The organism is Vitreimonas flagellata (assembly GCF_004634425.1).
Lineage (GTDB): Bacteria > Pseudomonadota > Alphaproteobacteria > Caulobacterales > Aquidulcibacteraceae > Vitreimonas > Vitreimonas flagellata.
Genome location: NZ_SBJL01000001.1, coordinates 300,937 through 318,548, shown reverse-complemented (window position 1 = coordinate 318,548; position 17,612 = coordinate 300,937). Strand labels below are relative to the sequence as shown.

Annotated in this window: 19 protein-coding genes; 9 read left to right on the top strand and 10 right to left on the bottom strand. The window is 63.7% G+C overall.

Features of this window, described 5'->3' with window-relative positions:
• The 3 genes from EPJ54_RS01650 to EPJ54_RS01640 are packed head-to-tail and all read right to left on the bottom strand — an operon-like array spanning position 1 to position 3,975.
• Positions 1-2,208 (bottom strand): RNA degradosome polyphosphate kinase, encoded by a 2,208-nt coding sequence (locus EPJ54_RS01650; RefSeq protein WP_135209930.1) that lies wholly within the window; start codon positions 2,206-2,208, stop codon positions 1-3.
• A gap of 3 nt (positions 2,209-2,211) precedes the next feature.
• A complete protein-coding gene (locus EPJ54_RS01645) occupies positions 2,212-2,904 on the bottom strand; it encodes a P-loop NTPase family protein (RefSeq protein WP_135209929.1) in 693 nt (230 codons plus the stop codon).
• Positions 2,905-3,975, bottom strand: a complete 1,071-nt coding sequence (locus EPJ54_RS01640; protein ID WP_167755529.1) for a DUF2066 domain-containing protein — start codon at positions 3,973-3,975, stop codon at positions 2,905-2,907.
• Between the two features lie 84 nt (positions 3,976-4,059).
• Here EPJ54_RS01640 and purM point away from each other — a divergent pair, with 84 nt between their 5' ends.
• From purM to EPJ54_RS20200, 5 genes are all read left to right on the top strand, one after another.
• Entirely contained in the window at positions 4,060-5,091 is a 1,032-nt protein-coding gene (gene purM / locus EPJ54_RS01635) for a phosphoribosylformylglycinamidine cyclo-ligase (RefSeq protein ID WP_239590713.1), read from the top strand.
• Entirely contained in the window at positions 5,091-5,660 is a 570-nt protein-coding gene (gene purN / locus EPJ54_RS01630) for a phosphoribosylglycinamide formyltransferase (protein WP_135209926.1), read from the top strand. Before purM ends, purN begins: the two co-directional genes overlap by 1 nt.
• Positions 5,661-5,724: 64 nt before the next feature.
• On the top strand, positions 5,725-6,654 hold the full coding sequence (locus tag EPJ54_RS01625; protein ID WP_167755528.1) for a purple acid phosphatase family protein: 930 nt from the start codon (positions 5,725-5,727) through the stop codon (positions 6,652-6,654).
• Positions 6,655-6,717: 63 nt separating this feature from the next.
• Positions 6,718-7,527: a methyltransferase domain-containing protein gene (locus EPJ54_RS01620; RefSeq protein ID WP_135209924.1), complete on the top strand. Its 810-nt coding sequence runs from the start codon at positions 6,718-6,720 to the stop codon at positions 7,525-7,527.
• A gap of 201 nt (positions 7,528-7,728) precedes the next feature.
• Positions 7,729-7,860: a hypothetical protein gene (locus EPJ54_RS20200; RefSeq protein ID WP_275574740.1), complete on the top strand. Its 132-nt coding sequence runs from the start codon at positions 7,729-7,731 to the stop codon at positions 7,858-7,860.
• Positions 7,861-7,915: 55 nt separating this feature from the next.
• Here EPJ54_RS20200 and ndk read toward each other — a convergent pair whose 3' ends face one another.
• The 7 genes from ndk to EPJ54_RS01585 all read right to left on the bottom strand — a co-directional run bounded on the left by ndk (position 7,916) and on the right by EPJ54_RS01585 (position 11,621).
• Positions 7,916-8,338, bottom strand: a complete 423-nt coding sequence (gene ndk / locus EPJ54_RS01615) for a nucleoside-diphosphate kinase (protein ID WP_135209923.1) — start codon at positions 8,336-8,338, stop codon at positions 7,916-7,918.
• Between the two features lie 116 nt (positions 8,339-8,454).
• Positions 8,455-8,754: an I78 family peptidase inhibitor gene (locus EPJ54_RS01610; protein WP_167755527.1), complete on the bottom strand. Its 300-nt coding sequence runs from the start codon at positions 8,752-8,754 to the stop codon at positions 8,455-8,457.
• Positions 8,751-9,071, bottom strand: a complete 321-nt coding sequence (locus tag EPJ54_RS01605; protein ID WP_239590712.1) for an I78 family peptidase inhibitor — start codon at positions 9,069-9,071, stop codon at positions 8,751-8,753. The genes EPJ54_RS01610 and EPJ54_RS01605 overlap by 4 nt, the downstream gene beginning before the upstream one ends.
• 28 nt (positions 9,072-9,099) lie before the next feature.
• Complete coding sequence (locus tag EPJ54_RS01600) at positions 9,100-9,417, bottom strand: I78 family peptidase inhibitor (protein ID WP_167755526.1); 318 nt, start codon at positions 9,415-9,417, stop codon at positions 9,100-9,102.
• Positions 9,414-9,857 (bottom strand): DNA polymerase III subunit chi, encoded by a 444-nt coding sequence (locus EPJ54_RS01595; RefSeq protein ID WP_135209920.1) that lies wholly within the window; start codon positions 9,855-9,857, stop codon positions 9,414-9,416. Before EPJ54_RS01595 ends, EPJ54_RS01600 begins: the two co-directional genes overlap by 4 nt.
• Entirely contained in the window at positions 9,850-10,131 is a 282-nt protein-coding gene (locus EPJ54_RS01590) for a hypothetical protein (RefSeq protein ID WP_135209919.1), read from the bottom strand. The genes EPJ54_RS01595 and EPJ54_RS01590 overlap by 8 nt, the downstream gene beginning before the upstream one ends.
• A complete protein-coding gene (locus EPJ54_RS01585) occupies positions 10,131-11,621 on the bottom strand; it encodes a leucyl aminopeptidase (protein WP_135209918.1) in 1,491 nt (496 codons plus the stop codon). Before EPJ54_RS01585 ends, EPJ54_RS01590 begins: the two co-directional genes overlap by 1 nt.
• Before the next feature lie 160 nt (positions 11,622-11,781).
• On the opposite strand from EPJ54_RS01585, the gene EPJ54_RS01580 reads away from it, so the two are divergent.
• The 4 genes from EPJ54_RS01580 to EPJ54_RS01565 all read left to right on the top strand — a co-directional run bounded on the left by EPJ54_RS01580 (position 11,782) and on the right by EPJ54_RS01565 (position 17,611).
• Positions 11,782-12,912 (top strand): LptF/LptG family permease, encoded by a 1,131-nt coding sequence (locus EPJ54_RS01580; protein ID WP_135209917.1) that lies wholly within the window; start codon positions 11,782-11,784, stop codon positions 12,910-12,912.
• Positions 12,909-14,009: an LPS export ABC transporter permease LptG gene (gene lptG / locus EPJ54_RS01575; protein ID WP_135209916.1), complete on the top strand. Its 1,101-nt coding sequence runs from the start codon at positions 12,909-12,911 to the stop codon at positions 14,007-14,009. Before EPJ54_RS01580 ends, lptG begins: the two co-directional genes overlap by 4 nt.
• Positions 14,010-14,114: 105 nt before the next feature.
• A complete protein-coding gene (locus tag EPJ54_RS01570) occupies positions 14,115-16,358 on the top strand; it encodes an LPS-assembly protein LptD (RefSeq protein ID WP_167755525.1) in 2,244 nt (747 codons plus the stop codon).
• A gap of 17 nt (positions 16,359-16,375) precedes the next feature.
• The gene (locus EPJ54_RS01565) at positions 16,376-17,611 is read left to right on the top strand and encodes a peptidylprolyl isomerase (RefSeq protein ID WP_135209914.1); all 1,236 of its coding nucleotides are present in this window, start codon (positions 16,376-16,378) and stop codon (positions 17,609-17,611) included.
• Position 17,612 lies beyond the last annotated feature (1 nt).

Genomic DNA, 17,612 nt, shown 5'->3' with positions numbered 1-17,612 from the left:
TTAGCTGGTGCGTGCGCCGATGTGATCGAACGCGGCGGGCGCGTCGCCTTTGCCCGCACGACCGCGGCCCGAGAGGCTCGGGTTGCGCATGAAGTAATTGTGCGCACTGAACGGCTCGTCCGGAAGCTTGGAAACATCGACCCGCTTAAATACCCCGTCCTGGTTCATATACCAGGATTGCGCCTCGTCATTGAGGTTCGCCACCATGATCTGGTCGAGTACTTGCTGGTGAACGGTCGGGTTTTCAACCGGACACATGACCTCAACCCGGCGCTCCAGGTTCCGCGGCATCCAATCGGCCGAGGTGAGGAAGACTTTGGCGTTCGCGTTCGGCAATTTCGCTCCATTGCCGAAACAGACGATGCGCGCATGCTCTAGGAAGCGACCCACGATCGATTTGACGCGGATATTCTCTGACATACCCGGCACGCCCGGCCGCAAGCAGCAGATGCCGCGCACGACCAATTCGATCTTCACGCCCTCGTTCGAGGCGCGATAAAGCGCGTCGATGATCTCAGGGTGCACCAGAGCGTTGAGCTTGGCCCAGATGGCGCCATCGCGGCCCGCGCGCACATGCGCGATCTCGTCTTCGATCAATTGCAGCAGAGTCGATTTGATCGAGATCGGCGACATGGCGATCTTTTCCAGCTGCGCGGGGCGCGCATAGCCAGTGACAAAATTGAACAGACGCCCTGCGTCGCGGCCCAAAGCCGGATCGCAGGTGAAGAGCGAGAGGTCGGTGTAAACCTTCGCCGTGATCGGGTGATAATTGCCGGTGCCGAAGTGCGTGTAGGTGCGCAGGCCGTCCGCCTCGCGCCGCACCACCAAGCTCACCTTCGCGTGCGTCTTGTAATCGATAAAGCCATAGACGACCGAGCAGCCCGCGCGCTCCAAAGTCTGCGCAAGTTTCAGGTTCGCTTCTTCGTCAAAGCGCGCCTTGATCTCGATCAGCGCCGTGACGTTCTTGCCCGCTTCGGCAGCCGCCACAAGCGCGGCAACGATCGGCGAATCCTTCGAAGTCCGATAGAGCGTCTGCTTGATCGCCACCACCGCCGGATCGGCAGCCGCTTGGCGCACGAACTGCACCACCGAGTCGAATGACTCAAACGGATGGTGGACCAGCATGTCCTTAGCGCGGATCGCGGCAAAGCAATCGCCGCCAAAATCCTTGATGCGTTCCGGAAAGCGCGGCTCGTAGCGCGGGAATTTCAGCTCCGGGCGCTCCTCGCCGACTAACGCCGAGAGCGCAGACAAGCCCAACATGCCATCGACGATGAACACATCGCGCGCGTCGGCTTCGATCTCGTGAATGATGAACGCGCGCAAATCTTCCGGCATGCGCGCGTCGATCTTCAGACGCACGATATCGCCCAAGCGGCGCTCTTTCAGGCGCGCCTCGAATTCACGCACGAGGTCTTCGGCTTCTTCCTGAATTTCGATGTCGCTATCACGCACGACGCGGAAGCAGCCCTGCGCTTCGACGTTGTAGCCGGGAAAGAGCTCATCCAGGAAGAGCGTGATCGTGTCTTCCAGCGTTAGGAAGCGGCGCTGCACCCGTTCGCCCGGCGAGGTCATCTTCGGATGCGCCAATGTGATATCGATGAAGCGCGCCACTTGGCTGGGCACAGGGATCAACGCGTTCAGCGCGCGGCCGTCGCTCTTGCGCTTCAGCTGGAGCGCGATGGCGAAGCCCAAATTCGGAATGAACGGAAACGGATGCGCCGGATCGACCGCGAGCGGCGTTAGCAGCGGAAAAACTTCCGTCATGAACAGAAGCTTAAGGAAGCTCCGTTCGTCCTTCGTCAATTCTTCCGGATCGAGCACCGAAATGCCTGCGCCGCGCATCTCGGTGCGCAACGCGGCCCAACGCGCTTGCTGGCGATCGATCAGTTGCGTCGCCGCGGCGTGCACACGCGACAATTGCTCCGTCGGCGTCGCGCCATCGAGGCTCAGCACCGTCGCGCCCGCCTTCACTTGCTCATGCAAGCCGGCGACGCGCACCATGAAGAATTCATCGAGGTTCGACGCGGAGATCGAGAGAAAGCGCAGCCGCTCCAGCAGCGGATGGTTCGGGTTCTCGGCTTCTTCAAGCACGCGCGTGTTGAACGCGAGCCACGAGAGCTCACGATTGATGAAACGCTGCGGGCTTTTCAGCATCGGCGTTTTCTGCGCCGGCGCGCGCGTCTTCTTGCGCGACGTCTTTGCCATTGATTAACCGTCTCCGCCTTCACCCCAACCCGTACGGGCCCGTTCATAAGCCTTCCGCGCCAATTTCAGGCTAACGGGCTTGGCTCCCTGTTCTAATTCCGCGTCCAACGCATCCGCCCACAAACGGGCGGCTTCGAAGGTCCGCGGCAGGCGACGCACGAGATACCTGGCGGCATCATCGCTCAATTGAATGAATTGTTCGCGACAGATGCGTCGTAAAATGACCTCCATAAGCGCTTCATCGGGCTCTCCGAGCCGTGCGACCGGCAAAGCGGCCAGCCGGGAGCACAAATCCGGGATGGCGACGGGCCAAGTTCCGGGCGGGGACGCTCCGACCAGAAGCACCGCGCCGCCCTTGCTTTTCGCCAAATCTAGCACCCGCCAGAGCATGTCCTCGTCCCGCGCCAAGTCGGGGTCATCGATCAGCAGCCGGCCCTCGGCCTCGTGGAAGGCGGCAGCGCCAGCGTCCGGCGCAAGGATCGGGGCGATCTGGCGCGCGCCGGCTTCCATCGCCCAGGCGAGGGCGAGATGGGTCTTACCGGAGCCTTTAGGGCCAACCAGCGCCAGTGCGCCGCCCGGCCAGTCGCGCCAGCCCGTTAACAGCCGGGCGGCGTCCCGATTGGCTTCGGCCACCACCAGAGTTTCGGGGGCGCGCTCGCCCATCCGAAACTCAAACAGGCGGGGCTGCTCGCTCATCTATCTCCCGGCGACGCGCAGCGTCTGGCCGTCGGCGCTGTTTTCCAAGCGCACGCCGCGACGGTTCAATTCCGCCGCCAATTGCGCTTGGTCGCCCGCGAACGTGAACGACACCAGCGCGCCTTGCCGGCCCACAGCTTCAATACGGATTTCCGAGATCAGGGTTTGCGCCGAAGCTTCGAGCGCATCTTTGATCTGCTCCCATTGCGCCTGGTTGCTGTAGAGCGCCGACGCCGCAATGCGCGAGCGTTGACCGCCGCCCGTTGCAACGCGCGCTTTCCAATCATTCTGCAGCCGCGTGCTGGCCTGATCCGCCAGTGACGCCAGCGCCGTACGCAACGACGCCGCATCCGAACCAGCGACACGCGCTGTCACTTCGCCGCGCTCGCGGCGCGCGTTTGCATCAACTTCAACCAACGAAGCCGTCGCCGTTGAGCCTTGCACGCGCAGCGTGGCGAACAGCACCGACGTCGAACCGGCCGACCGCGCAAACGGTGCGGCCGCATCCCAAGCCGGCGCGCCCTGCAAGCCTTCCGGCGCCACAGTCAGCGGCACCAATTCACCGCCAAACCCGCCCTGGCCCCAAACCTCACGCCAAATCGCCGACGTTTCTTCCAATGAGCCCGACGACGTAATCGGCGCGACGAGCACCGGCGCCGTGCGCGTATCGACCACGGTCAAATTGTTTTGGCGCAGCAACGTGCGCACGCCCGTCGGGTCGAAGCGCACAGTCAGCCGGCCGATATAGCGCGCGCCTGCGCGGCGCTCTTCCTCGACGTCCACGCTCAGCACCAGGCTCTCCACTGCGCTCGCGTCCAGCTGCGGCAGCGGGCGGGCGGCGAGTTCCGACGGCACCGTCAAACGGCGCACCAGACGCTCGAAGCCAATTCGGTGCGCGGCGGAAAAGCCCGCTTGTTGGGCGGCCGCGGCGTTGGCGGCGGTTTCCTCAACCCGGACGCCCGAGACGGCGTAAACATTGTCGCGGGTCTGGGCGCTTGCGAGCCCAGGCGCAAACGCGCACAAGGCCGCCAGGAACAAAGCAGCGAAGGCGGCCAGTGGCATAGCTTTCATGCGGAAACCTCGTTGCGCGCGCGGATGGGCGAACCTACCCGGCGCGGAATCGCCTATCAATGTGGCGGCTTCTGGACTCATCACTTGACCAATACCTCGGGAACCAACGGCCTGACCTATCGTGACGCTGGCGTCGATATCGACGAGGGCGAGCGCCTTGTCGACCTGATTAAGCCAGCTGCGAAATCCACAGCCCGCCCCGGCGCCGAGGCTGCTCTGGGCGGATTCGCGGCCGTCTTCGACCCCAAGGCCGCCGGCTTCAAGGATCCGATCTTCCTGGCCACCACAGACGGCGTCGGCACCAAGCTCAAGATCGCCATCGAAAGCGGCCGCCACGAGACGGTCGGCATCGACCTCGTGGCCATGTGCGTGAACGATCTTTCGGCCCAGGGCGCCGAGCCGCTCATGTTTTTGGATTATTACGCCACCGGCAAATTGAACGCCGAGGAAGCGGCCAAGGTCGTCAACGGCATCGCCGAAGGCTGCCGCCAAGCGGGCGCAGCACTCGCGGGCGGCGAGACCGCCGAAATGCCGGGCATGTATTCCAAAGGCGATTACGACCTCGCCGGCTTCTCCGTCGGCGCGGCCGAACGCGGCACGCTTCTGCCGCGCGTCGATGAAATGCAGGCGGGCGACGTGATCGTCGGCATCGCCTCCAGCGGCCCGCACTCGAATGGCTATTCGTTGGTGCGCAAAGTGGTGGAGCGCTCCGGCCTAGCTTGGGACGCGCCCGCGCCCTTCGCCGCCGGCCAAACGCTCGCCGAAGCTCTGCTCACGCCGACGCGCATCTACGCCAAAGCGCTGAAGGCGATTTTTGGCGCAAAGCTCGCCAAAGGGGCGGCCCACATCACCGGCGGCGGCTTGGTCGAAAACACACCGCGCGCATTGCCTGATCATCTGGAAGCGGAAATCGATTGGAACGCTTGGGCTCGGCCTGCCGTGTTCGAATGGCTGCAAGTCACCGGCGGCGTGCCCGAAGCCGATATGCGCCGCACCTTCAATCTCGGCATCGGCATGGTGCTGATCGTTGATCCCGCGAAGGCCGACGACGTGGTCGCGCAACTCAATTCAGCGGGTGAGCAAGCGTTCAAGATCGGCGTGCTGAAAGCCGCCTGATGCGCAAGCGCGTCGCCGTTCTCATCTCGGGTCGCGGTTCAAACCTCCAAGCGTTGCTCGATGCGCAGCAAGACGCGTACGAAATCGCGCTCGTGGTCTCCAACATCCCCAACGCCGCCGGCCTCGATCGCGCGCGCGCGGCGGGCGTTGAGGCGATCGCGCTCGATCACAAACCGTACGGTCAAAACCGCCAAGCCTTCGAACGCGATCTCGACGCACTGCTCGTGCAGCGCAGCATCGAGATCGTCGCCCTCGCCGGCTTCATGCGCGTGTTGACACCTTTCTTCGTGCGCGCCTGGGCCAACCGCCTCGTTAACATCCACCCGTCGCTGCTGCCCAAATATCCCGGCACAAAAACCCACCAACGCGCCCTCGACGCAGGGGAGAGCGAGCACGGCTGCACCGTGCACATGGTGGTCGAAGAAGTGGACGCCGGCGAAATCCTCGGCCAAGCCCGCATGCCGATCCTGCCCGGCGACACAGCCGAGACGCTCGCCGAACGCGTGCTCACACTGGAACACGAGCTCTACCCACGCTGCCTCGCGCAACTCGCTTGCACTCGCAGCTAAAGCTCACAAAAACGCCGCGAACTGGGAACACATGCGCTTCGCCTCTGGGCGGGAGCGAACATCTATGAGCCACAATTTGCTGTCGCGTCGCACCTTCATGATCGCCAGCGCCGGCGTGGGTGGCGCGCTGCTGCTGCCGAGCGCGGCGAAGGCACAAATCAACACGCTGCCCTTCCTCGTCGTCGGCGATTGGGGCGACCCAAATCAGGGCGCTCAACGCGCTGTGGCATCGGCGATGGGCGATGTCGCTGCGCAAATGCACGCCGGCTTCGTCATCTCGACCGGCGACAATTTCTATCATGGCGGCGTCGATTCCATCGGCGATCCACAATGGCGCGAAACTTTCGAGAGCGTGTACAGCGCGCCATCGCTGCAAACGCCGTGGTACGCCGTGCTTGGCAACCACGATTATGATGGCTCACCGAGCGCGGAAGTCGCGTACACGCGCGAAAGCAGCCGCTGGCGCATGCCGTCGCGCTATTGGCGCGAGGATATGAATTTGCCGGATGGCGCGCGCGCCACGTTTTTCTTCCTCGACACCACGCCGATCACGATGTTGAGCGGCGTGCGCGACGCTGTCCCACAAGCCGATTTCGGCGCGCGCGATCAGGTGATGTGGCTTGAGCGCGTGTTGGCGTCGTGCACCTCCGATTGGAAAATCGTCGTCGGCCACCATCCAATTTTTTCTAGCGGCCGCCACGGCCCGTCCGCGGCGCTCGCGCATCATGTGCGCCCGCTCTTGGAGCGCTACGGCGTGCAAGCCTATTTCAATGGCCACGATCACGATCTCGAACACCTGCAATTCAACGGTGTCGATTACATCTGCTCCGGCTCAGGCTCCGAAACACGCGACGTCCGCCCCGTGCCGGAATCGCGCTTCGCGCTCGCACAAAACGGCTTTGTCGCGTGCAATCTGAGCCGCGACGCGCTGCAGGTGATGTTCCTGAACGCAGGGGGCGAGACGCTCTACGACGTGGCGCTAGATCGCGTCTAAGTCCGCTTTCGGCGGGACGTACGCGCCCTCACGCCCTATATCTCCGCCTACAAGGAGACGCCCATGGCGGAACGCGATTACGTGCTCGGCACGCATGACGATGAAATCTACCGGCTGGGCTACCAGCACCGCGTCTGGCGCCCGCGTGCGCTCGATGCGTGGCAACGCGCGCGTATTGGCGACGGCTGCAAAGTCATCGACTTTGGCGCAGGGCCGGGCTTTGCGACGATGGACCTCGCCGAAATCGTCGGCCCCACCGGCGAAGTCCACGCGCTCGAACGTTCGCGCCGCTTTCTCGATACGTTGGAAGCGCAAGCCAAGGCGCGCGGCTTCTCACAAGTGAAAGCACACGAGATCGACGTCGTCACCGACGCGATCCCGGCGAACAAGGCCGACGCCGCCTGGGCGCGTTGGATTTTCGCGTTTCTGCCCGATCCTAAAGCGGCGCTGAAAAAGTTGGTCGATAGCGTCCGCCCCGGCGGCGCGCTCGTGTTTCACGAATACATCGACTACCAAACCTGGAAGCTCGCGCCGCCCGCGCCGAACTTCGAGAAATTCGTCGATGAGGTTTCGGCCAATTGGCGCGCCTCCGGCGGCGAGCCTGACATCGCGCGCCATCTGCCGGCGTGGCTCGATGAAATGGGCGTCAAAGTCGAAAGCCTGAAGCCGTACGTCGATGTCGTCTCCAAGGGTGACAATGTCTGGCGCTGGCCCATCGGCTTTTTCGAAATCCACATCGACCGCCTGCTCGAACTCAATCGCATCACCCCGCAAATGGCAAAGGACATGCGCGACGAATTCGATCGCGTCTCGCAACAGCCCGGCACGCTGATGGTGACGCCGCTGGTGTTGGAAATCATCGCGAGGAAATAGCGCCACACCAATCCCCGGAATTTTGCGAAGCAAAATGTCCGGGGCCCATAGACTCCAACGGTCTGCGCGATCGCGACACCCCATCGTGTTTATGGGTCCCGGACTCGCCGCTGCGCGTCGATCCGGGAATGGGTGGCGCGCTAGCTTTCCATCGAAGAGCGCTTAAGCTTCGCGTGCGGGGACTACTTCAAGGAGTAAGCGATGCCTGAGAAGCAAGGCGGCGGACCAGCGCCGAAACAGACCGGCACGACGCAAAAGGGCCCAGCCCAACCCGGCGGCGCGGACGCCAAGCCGGTGAAGCCGAATCCCGGTTTCGATAAGAAAAAGAAATGAAAAAAGGCGGGCAGCGCGATCGCTACCCGCCTTTTCATTTTAGCTTACACGGAGCTCAGCCAACGATCTCTTGATCGTTGAAGAAGAACGCGATCTCGCGCTCGGCGTTTTCGAGGCTGTCCGAGCCATGCACGGTGTTGGCTTCGATCGATTCCGCAAACAGCTTGCGGATGGTGCCCTCAGCGGCGTTGGCCGGGTTCGTGGCGCCCATCACGTCGCGATACTTGGCGACGGCGTTCTCCGCTTCGAGCACTTGGACCACGACCGGGCCCGAGATCATGAAGCTGACGAGATCCTTGAAGAACGGACGCTCTTTGTGAACGGCGTAGAAGCCTTCGGCTTGGCCTTCCGACAGCCAAATGCGCTTTTGCGCAACAATACGCAGACCGGCCTTTTCGATCACCGCGTTCACGGCGCCCGTCAGGTTACGCTTAGTCGCGTCCGGCTTGATGATGGAAAGCGTGCGTTCAGCGGGCATTTCTGAAGACTCCGGGGAAGGAAATTGGAGCGGCGTCTATAGCCGCAGCCCCCGGCCCCGCCAAGTGCGTCAGAAATGCTTCGCAGAAATCTAGCTTTAGGCGCGAGAAGCTCGCCTCAAAAGCAGCGCAGAGAGCCGACTTTGCCGTCCGATCCGACAATGATGTTGAGCCGATCGCCGCGGAAATCGGCAGTCACCATCATGTCCGGCGTCAACACGCGGGCGCCGGCCGGCAACGACGCGCGGTCGATCTGATCGGCAGGCGTGCCAATCAGACCAATGAACCGGGTCGCGCCGCAGCGATCGGCCTGCGTGGCCTCTTCCGCGTTTTGCGGCGCGCTTGCTTGCGGCGCAGGACGATCCTGCGCCGCGCACGCGGCAATCGTTACCAGCGATACAAGGGCAACACGCCTCAATAGCATTGGAAGCCCGTGATCACGCCGTTCGCATCGACGAGCACGTTCAAGCGATCGGCGCGGAAATCCTGCGTGACGATCGTATCCGGCGCGATCGTGCGCACGCCTTCCGGGAAGGTCGCGGCTGCGATCTGCGTGCCGACCATCGCCGCATAGCCCGAAGCGCCGCAGATATCCTGGGCGGTGGCTTCTTCAGCGTTCGTCGGCGCAGCGACCACCGGGACTTCCGGCTCCGGCGTCGGCGCCGGCGGTTCGGCCTGCTGACCGCACGCAGCCAAAGCGAGCATCGCGGCAGCCGACATCAAAATCATACGCATAGGCGTTCCTCCGCTTTGTCTTTGCCGCTTAGCCGCAATGCAGGCGCGCGACTTTGCCGTCCGCCCCGAGATCAACATTGAGGCGCTCTGCGCTGTAATCCAGCGTGACCGGGCAATTGTAGCAAATCACACGTGCGCCAGCCGGCAACGTGCTCTGGTCGATCGAGGCGCCCTCGCGGCCAATCAAATCGCGATGCGCCGCCATCTGGCACGTATCCGGCGGCGGCCGGCTGATGGCTTCGCGCTGCTGTTCGTGGGCGACGCGTTCGAGGTCGCGATAGGTCTGCGGTTGCGACGAGCAGGCCGCCGCCAGCAACACCAATCCAGCGATCACCAAACGCATCATGCCTGCTTCTCCCATTTGCCGCCCGCGCTTTCGCGCCAATACGAGGCGACGATTCCGTCTGCTTTGGCCTGCTTCCAGCGCGATCTGGCCAATTCCAAGGCAGCCTCGTCGCGCCCGTCAAACATGAGGCAGGCGCGCTCGAAGCCTGAGATGTCGCCGGGCTCAGCGCCATCGAGCAGGAACAAGACCTGCGCGCCGTTCGGATTGCCGCCCTCGCTCGTCAGCCACACCGGCTGGCGTTTGGGATCGCCCTCGCGCGCATGCGGCAAGAAGCTGTCATCGCGATACGTCCACAGCACCGTATCGAGCTCATCGAGCCGCTCTGGCGAACCGCCGCGCACCAGCGCCCGCCAGCCGCGTTGGAGCGACTTCTCCAACAACGGCGCCAACGCCCGCGCAAGCTCCGAGCGCTCCAGATGGTAGAACCAAAGTTCAGCCATCAACACGCGCCCGCTTCACATGCTCAAACGTCGCAGGCGTCTGCATGAAATGCCGCGCAATTTTTTCCTGCACAAATGTCACCGCGTCGTGCGACGCCCGCGCCGGGAACTCGAAGCCAAACACCGCACCGGGATTCACGCGGTGATCGAACTCTTGCCACTGCGACCAACCGCGCTGTTCGAGTCCAAGCCAAACGTCTTCGATGAAGTTGCGCACCTTGTGATGCGCATCCCCATCAAAGTCGCCGAGTCGGATGTCGATCCGATGCGCCATCAATCCTCGTATTTATTGGCGATCAAGCGGTTCAGCAAACGCACGCCATAGCCCGTCGCCCATGCGGGGGAGAGCGGGTCATCGTAGGGGCCGGCCTTCGTCGCCGTACCGGCGATATCGAGGTGCGCCCAAGGCGTGTCGTCCTTGATGAAGCGCTTAATGAATTGCGCGCCGATGATTGAACCCGCCACCGGCTTGCCGGCGATGTTCTTCATGTCGGCGTTCGGCGTATCGATCAGCTTATCGTAAGCGGCGTTGAGCGGCAGGCGCCACACCGGCTCGCCCTCAGCAGTGGCCGCGCTCGTGATCGCGTGCGCCAGATCTTCATCGTTCGAACACATGCCTGCGTGCTCGTGCCCCAACGCCACGATCACGGCGCCCGTCAAGGTCGCCAAATCGACGAGCGCCACTGGCTCATATTTGTCCTGTGCGTACCAAACCGCGTCGGCGAGGATCAGGCGGCCTTCAGCGTCGGTGTTCAGCACTTCGATGGTTTGGCCCGACATCGTGCTGACGATGTCGCCCGGACGCTGCGCGTTCGAGCCTGGCATATTCTCAACGAGCGCGACGATGCCGACGACGTTGGCTTTCGCCTTTCGCAGCGCGATCGCTTTCATGGCGCCGGCAACAGCAGCAGCGCCGCCCATGTCGCCCTTCATTTCGTCCATGCCGGCGCCCGGCTTCAACGAAATGCCGCCAGTATCGAACGTGACACCCTTGCCGACGATGGCGAACGGCTTTTGCTTCTTCACCGAAGAGCCATTCCACTTCATCGCCACCAGCCGCGCCGGACGCGCCGAGCCCTGCGCCACGCCCAAAAGCGCGCCCATGCCCAGCTTTTCCATCGCCACCGGTTCAAGAATTTCGACCTCGACGCCGATCGTCTCCAGATCGCGCAAGCGTTCGGCGAAGCTTTCCGGATAGAGCACGTTCGGGGGCTCGCTCACGAGATCGCGCGCGAAGAACACGCCGTTCACGATCGCGGAATCCACTTCCGCACGCGCCTTGGCGGCGGCCGTGTGCTCCAACACGATTTCCACGGCCTTCAGCGCCGGCTTCTGATCCGGCTTCAACTTGGTGCGGTAGGTGTCGAAGCGGTAGGAGGCGAGGCGCGCGCCCATCGCGGCATGTGCGCCCGCTTCCGCGATCGCCACGCTCGGCAGCGCGTCCGGCTGCAGCACTAATTTCTCCACAGCTGTCAGCGTGCGCTTCACCGCGTGCCCAGCCCAGCGCTCGACGCCCATGCCGTCCGCCGCTTCGGCCTTGCCGACGCCGATCACCAGCACGCGCGCGAAATCCACACCATCCGGCGCCAGCACGTCGACCAACTGGCCCGCGCCGCCCTTGAAGCCCGCCGCCTTCATTGCCTTGGCGATACGACCGCCGCTGGCGCTATCCAGCGCCTTGCCGGCCGCTAAGAGTTCGCCGCCCTCGGCCGCCATAACCGCCACAACCTCGCCGCTCCCGGCGGTCACAAATCGGATGTCCATAAAGTCCCCTGGGGAAGATGTCGGGGGTCGATGGAGCCCACGGCCCCGCTTCAACCTCGGTCGGCGCAGTGGTAGCCATGCCCGAAGCAATTGAAAAGCTGGCCGGCGCGGCTAGGGAAGCAGAACGTCAGCCGGGCGACGCCCGGTCCCAGGGAGCGGCATGAACACCTTCTCGGCCTATGTTTTCCGCCAAGCCCTGGGCCCGCTGCTCGCCATCCTCGGCGCGCTGGCGGCGATCGCCATTCTGACTCAGGGCCTGAACCAGCTCGACATCATCGTCACCAACCGCCGCGCGGGCCTCGCCTTCGCTTGGGTCGTGGTGCTCGCGTTGCCGCAGCTCATCTCGCTCATCCTGCCGATCGCGGTATTCATTGCCGTCATCTATTCCGTGAACCGGATGCAGACCGACAGCGAGATCGCGGTCATGTATGGCGCAGGCGTTTCGCGGCAGCGCATCGCGCGCCCGATCATTCAACTCGCGGTGCTCGCCGCGCTCGTGCACCTCGCGATCAACGTCATCATCCAGCCGCTAGCGTTCGCGGAACGGCGCGAAGTGCTCTACGATTTGCGCACCGACATCGCGTCAAGCCTAATCGAAGAAGGCGCCTTCACCTATCCCAGCGAAGATCTCACGCTCTACGCCCGCGAGCGCGGCGGCAGCGGCGAGTTGCGCGACGTGCTCATCAATGACGCGCGCCAGGAATTTCCGATCACCTACACCGCGCGCGCCGGCGCGATCGTCACGCTCGAAGGCCGCCCCGCCATGGTGCTGCGCGACGGCCAGGTGCAGCGTCAATCCGAAGACGGCACGGTCGATGTGCTCGATTTCGATCGCTATGTTTTGCAGATGGGCGAGGTGATGGACGAACCCGACCTCTTCTATCTGAAGCCCTCGGATCGCACGCTCTACGAACTCTTCTTCCCGGATCGCACCGCGCACTACGACCAGAACAACACCGACTCTTTCGCCGCTGAAGCGCACGCACGGCTTTCGTCACCGCTGCTGAACATTGCACTGGCCTTCGTGGCGCTGGCCGGCGTGCTGGTCGGCGATTTCCGTCGCGGCGGTTACGGACGCCGCATCGCGATCGCTTCCGGGATCGCCTTGTTTATCCGGCTTTTGTCGCTCGGTCTGCAATCGGCCGGCGCTGACGACCCCGAACTCAACGTACTGCAATACGCTATGCCGCTGCTCGTCATCCTGATCGCCAGCGGCATGCTGAATGGCAAAGGTTCACGCAAGAAACGCCACTCGATTGGCCCCTCCGTGCTCTCGGAGAACGCAGCATGAGCTTCTTGTTCTCGCGCCTCGGCGGTTACGTGACGCGCCGCATCTTCTCCGGCGTCGGCGTGGTCATGTTCGCCGTGCTCGCAGCCATCCTGCTCATCGACATGGTCGAGCAGATGCGTACGGTCGGCAATCGCACCGAGCTCAGCATTCCCGAAGCACTGCACCTGACGCTACTCAAAACGCCGATGCTGATCGAGCAGACGCTGCCCTTCATCATTCTCGCCGGCACGATGATGGCCATCATCGGCCTCAACCGCTCCAGCGAACTCGTCGCTATGCGCGCGGCCGGCGTTTCGGCATGGCGCTTCCTCATGCCCGCCGCGCTCGTCGGCATCGTCATCGGCTTGATCACCGTCACCGCGCTCAATCCGCTCGGCGCGCGGCTCTATCAAGAATTTGAAACCGGCCGCGACACCGCAATGCAGGCGCAGAATTTCCGCTCCGGCACCAACGGCGTCTGGATTCGCCAAGGCGATCGCGAAGGCCAAGTCGTCATCCACGCTGAAGGCGTCGACGACAGCGGCACAGTGCTGCAGGGCGTCACTTTCATCTTCTTCGAAAACCGCTCTGAGGCCCTGCGCTTCACCCGCCGCATCCGCGCCGCGACCGCAGAGCTTCGCCCTGGCTTCTGGCAGCTCACAGATTTGGTCGAAGCCACCCCAGGCGCTCGCCCGGTGCCGGCTGCGCATTTGGCGATCCCGACCACCCTCGACTCCGCCGAGCTGATCAATCGCTTCGTCACGCCGGCGACGCTTTCGTTCTGGGCGCTGCCGAGCTTCATCCATGACGCCCGCGTAGCCGGCTTCGCGCCCACGCGTTACGAACTGAAATGGCAGAGCCTCCTGGCTTATCCACTGCTGCTTGCGGTGATGGCGGGCCTCGGTGCGGCCTTCTCGCTGCAACTCCAGCGCCTTGGGAACATGGCCCGCTGGGGCGCGGCAGGGGTGGGGACGGGCCTCTTCCTCTTCTTCTATGGCCAGCTCGCTGGCGCTTTTGCGCTGACCCAATCGGTCCCAGCCGCCGTGGCCGCCTGGAGCCCGCCTGTTGCCGGCATGTTCGTCGCCCTGGCGATGGTCGCCTTCATGGAAGACGGCTAAGGCGCCACACGGCAGCGAAACGGTTCGCCAGAGCGGCGTCGGGCGCTGGACGCCCTGCGCCGGGGCCGGCTAGGTAGTTCGGGGAGTCGCACTAGAGGGATGCGGATGCGCCGTTCGGGGGAGATGGCCTACAGATCGGCCGAGCGCGCGCCGTTCGGGCTCGCCGCGCTTGCGGCGGCGCTGGCCATGAGCGTCAGCACGGTCGCCATCGCGCAGACCCCGTCCACCGACCCCGTCACCGCCGCCCCCAGCGAAAACGTCCTGCTTGAGGCCGACGAAGTCCTGAACGACGATGCCGCGCGCACCGTCACTGCCCAGGGCGATGTCCAGGTCCGCTACCAAGGCCGCACGCTGCGCGCCGACCAACTCGTTTACAACCTCGACACCGGCGTGATCCGCGCCATCGGCAACGTGCAGATCGTGCTCGAGGACGGCTCGGTCACCTACGCCGACGCGGTCGAAGCCGACGAAGCGATGAATGTCGGCGCCGCCAACGAATTGCGCGCGCGCTTGGGCGAAGGTTCCACACTCGCCGCACGCGCAGCCATCCGCCGCGGCGAAGGCGCCAGCGAACTTCAGCACGTCATCTATACAAGCTGCCCCGTCTGCGAGACCGGCGATCAACCGCCGACCTGGAGCCTGCGCGCCCGTCGCGCCGTGCAGAACCGCGACACACGCACGATCTCTTACCAAGGCGCCGTACTCGAAGTCGTCGGCATCCCGGTGCTCTATCTGCCGTTCATCGCGCACCCGGACCCGAGCGTCGGTCGTGCGTCGGGCTTCTTGCCACCAAACATCGGCCGCAACCGCCGCCTTGGCACTTTCTATAGTCAGCCTTATTATTGGGCGATCTCAGACTCGCAGGATTTGACGGCGACGTTGCGTCTGCATGGCAACGTCAATCCACTCGCCGGCCTCGATTATCGCCAGCGCTTCTGGTCCGGCGATCTCTCGATCGACACCACGTTCACACAAGAAGAACTCTTCAACGGCAACGGCGAACGCTTCGGCGAAGACCTCTTCCGCTACAGCGTGTTCGCCAACGGCGAATTCCGCGTCAACGAAGATTGGATGTGGGGTTTCGGCGTCGAGAACGCCTATGACGACGAATATCTTCGTCGCTACGACATCGACGGCGCCGGCGAACGCCGCGGCCCCTATATCGGCCGCGATACACGCCTGATTTCGCAAGTCTATGCCATCGGTCAGGACCGCAATTTCTACAGCTCCATCGCGTTCGTGAACTTCCAAGGCCTGCGCGAGGACGACAATTCCGAATTGCTGCCGCTCATCCTGCCATACGCGCAGACCGAGCACGTGCTCCAAGACCCGATCTTCGACGGCCAAATTCGTCTGAACGCCAACCTCGCCGCTCTACGTCGCGACGATGACGGCGTAGGGCCGTTCCGCGGCAATGACGGACGCTTGTCGCTCGGCGCCAGCTGGCGCCGAGACGCCATCTTCGGCCCGGGCATGGTGTTCAGCCCGTTCGCGGAAGCGCGCGGGGATGTGTTCTCCGTCGAGACCTCAGCAGACGAATACGAGACCTTCACGCGCGGCCTGGGCTTGGCCGGCGCTGAAATCAGCTGGCCGTTCATGCGCCCCGGCGAACGCTTCGACATGATCGTCGAGCCTGTTGTCATGGCCGCCATCGCCAGCGAAGACGCCGATGATCCGCGCATCGTCAACGAAGACAGCCTCGCCTTCGAATTGGACGACACCAACCTCTTCCGCCCGAATGCTGCGCCCAATTACGACCTCTGGGAGCCCGGTCCGCGCGTCAGCGTCGGCGTCCGCGCCACCGCCCGCGCCCACACTGGCGAAAGCGCCTCGATTATCGTCGGCCGCCGTTGGCGCGAGGAACAAGCGCCCGGCTTTACCGAAGCCAACAACCTCGCCAGCGAGACCTCAGATTGGGTCGCCGCAGGCCAAGTCGATCTTGGCCGGAATTTCGCCGCCGAAGGCCGCATTCGTCTCGAAGACGAGACCTTGGAAGTGCAGCGCGTGGACGCCCGCGTTCGCGGCGCCGTAGGTCGATTCTATGGTGCGGTGCGCTATTACGAAACGGACGAGACGCTCCTGCTCGACCCGACCGACCCCAGCCGCGAAGTCTCAGGCGAAGTCGGGATGGATCTCGCCCGCGGTTGGAGAATGCAGGCAGGCCTGACCCGCGACCTAGATTCAGACATAAATCTGCGTCAGGACATCCGCGCAATTTACGAGGACGATTGCACGTTCTTCGAGATTTCCTACACCCGCACGGAAACCCAGCGCGGGACCATCGGCCCAGACGAGGGCGTGCAAATCCGGATCGGATTGCGCTCGCTGGGCGTCCTAGGCGGAAGCTGAGGCGGAGCGAATTGAGTATGAACTGGAAGCACGTATCGGCTGCGGCGGCTCTGGCTGCGGCGCTTTGCGCGACTGTTCCTGTTGCGACCGCCCAGAACGCAGAAGGCGTCGCGGCTATCGTCAACGACCGCGTAATCTCCACCTTCGACGTGCGTCAGCGCGCGAACCTGCTGCTCGTTTCCGCCGGCGTACAATCGACACCGGAATTGCAGCAACGCGCCCGCGCCCAAGCGCTGCGCGATCTGATCGACGAGAGCCTGCAGATCGAAGAAGCCGCGCGCTTTGAGGTCACCATCGATGCGAACCAAATTGATCGCCGCCTCGCCGATATCGCTCAGCAGAATGAAACCACGCTCGACGGCTTTGTTCAGCAGCTCGCGCAGGCCGGCGTATCGATCACCACACTACGCGCGCAAATCCAGGCGGACATGGCTTGGCAGCGTTTGATGTCGGGCATGTACGGCTCGCGCGTGCGCGTATCTCAAGTCGAGGTGACGGAGACCCAGCAGCGCATCGCCGCCAACGCCACCCGTCCGCAATATCAACTCTCAGAGATTTTTTTGCCGGCGGAGACCGAAGCCGAGTTCGCCGAAATGGAACAAGGCGCGATGCGCCTGCTCGAGCAGATGCAACGCGGCGCGCCGTTCCCAATGGTTGCGCGTCAATTCTCGCAATCGCCATCGGCGGCAGCCGGCGGCGACATCGGCTGGATCGCAGCACCCGAATTGGCCCCGGAACTGCAGCCGATTGCAGAACGACTACAACAAGGGCAAGTTTCACTGCCCGTGCGTACGCAGAACGGTGTTTACATCATCGCCATGCGCGACCGGCGCGCCGGCGCGCCAACAGGCGCGACAACGATTGCCGCACTTCGCCAGATCACTGCACCCGCGGCTCGCCAGAACGCGCTTGAGCGCGTTCAACGCCGCATCGACGGTTGCGGCAATTTGGAGCGCGAGGTCGCTACCGTCGAAGGCGCGACGCTCCTCGACCTTGGCCAAACGCAAGAATCCGAGCTGTCGCCGGCGATCCGCGATCGCGTAGCGAGCGTCCAGAGCGGCCGCGCTTCGCCGATCGTCATCGATGGCGATCAAGTGAATATCATCATCGTCTGCGCGCGCGAGACCGGCGGCGCGGGCATGCCGAGCCGTGAAGAAATTTCCGCACGCCTGCGCGAACAAGAGCTGACGATGTTGGCCGATCGCTACCTGCGCAACCTGCGCCGCGAAGCGACGATCATCACCCGGCAATAAT

What these genes read in the sequence shown, in the direction of transcription:
- EPJ54_RS01570 (WP_167755525.1), top strand. Translation starts at nt 14,115, where the DNA reads ATGCGCCGTTCGGGGGAGATGGCCTACAGATCGGCCGAGCGCGCGCCG.
- EPJ54_RS01580 (WP_135209917.1), top strand. Translation starts at nt 11,782, where the DNA reads ATGAACACCTTCTCGGCCTATGTTTTCCGCCAAGCCCTGGGCCCGCTG.
- EPJ54_RS01620 (WP_135209924.1), top strand. Translation starts at nt 6,718, where the DNA reads ATGGCGGAACGCGATTACGTGCTCGGCACGCATGACGATGAAATCTAC.
- EPJ54_RS01565 (WP_135209914.1), top strand. Translation starts at nt 16,376, where the DNA reads ATGAACTGGAAGCACGTATCGGCTGCGGCGGCTCTGGCTGCGGCGCTT.
- EPJ54_RS01585 (WP_135209918.1), bottom strand. Translation starts at nt 11,621, where the DNA reads ATGGACATCCGATTTGTGACCGCCGGGAGCGGCGAGGTTGTGGCGGTT.
- EPJ54_RS20200 (WP_275574740.1), top strand. Translation starts at nt 7,729, where the DNA reads ATGCCTGAGAAGCAAGGCGGCGGACCAGCGCCGAAACAGACCGGCACG.
- ndk (WP_135209923.1), bottom strand. Translation starts at nt 8,338, where the DNA reads ATGCCCGCTGAACGCACGCTTTCCATCATCAAGCCGGACGCGACTAAG.
- EPJ54_RS01590 (WP_135209919.1), bottom strand. Translation starts at nt 10,131, where the DNA reads ATGGCGCATCGGATCGACATCCGACTCGGCGACTTTGATGGGGATGCG.
- EPJ54_RS01640 (WP_167755529.1), bottom strand. Translation starts at nt 3,975, where the DNA reads ATGAAAGCTATGCCACTGGCCGCCTTCGCTGCTTTGTTCCTGGCGGCC.
- EPJ54_RS01605 (WP_239590712.1), bottom strand. Translation starts at nt 9,071, where the DNA reads ATGCGTATGATTTTGATGTCGGCTGCCGCGATGCTCGCTTTGGCTGCG.
- EPJ54_RS01645 (WP_135209929.1), bottom strand. Translation starts at nt 2,904, where the DNA reads ATGAGCGAGCAGCCCCGCCTGTTTGAGTTTCGGATGGGCGAGCGCGCC.
- EPJ54_RS01625 (WP_167755528.1), top strand. Translation starts at nt 5,725, where the DNA reads ATGAGCCACAATTTGCTGTCGCGTCGCACCTTCATGATCGCCAGCGCC.
- EPJ54_RS01600 (WP_167755526.1), bottom strand. Translation starts at nt 9,417, where the DNA reads ATGATGCGTTTGGTGATCGCTGGATTGGTGTTGCTGGCGGCGGCCTGC.
- lptG (WP_135209916.1), top strand. Translation starts at nt 12,909, where the DNA reads ATGAGCTTCTTGTTCTCGCGCCTCGGCGGTTACGTGACGCGCCGCATC.
- purN (WP_135209926.1), top strand. Translation starts at nt 5,091, where the DNA reads ATGCGCAAGCGCGTCGCCGTTCTCATCTCGGGTCGCGGTTCAAACCTC.
- EPJ54_RS01595 (WP_135209920.1), bottom strand. Translation starts at nt 9,857, where the DNA reads ATGGCTGAACTTTGGTTCTACCATCTGGAGCGCTCGGAGCTTGCGCGG.
- EPJ54_RS01650 (WP_135209930.1), bottom strand. Translation starts at nt 2,208, where the DNA reads ATGGCAAAGACGTCGCGCAAGAAGACGCGCGCGCCGGCGCAGAAAACG.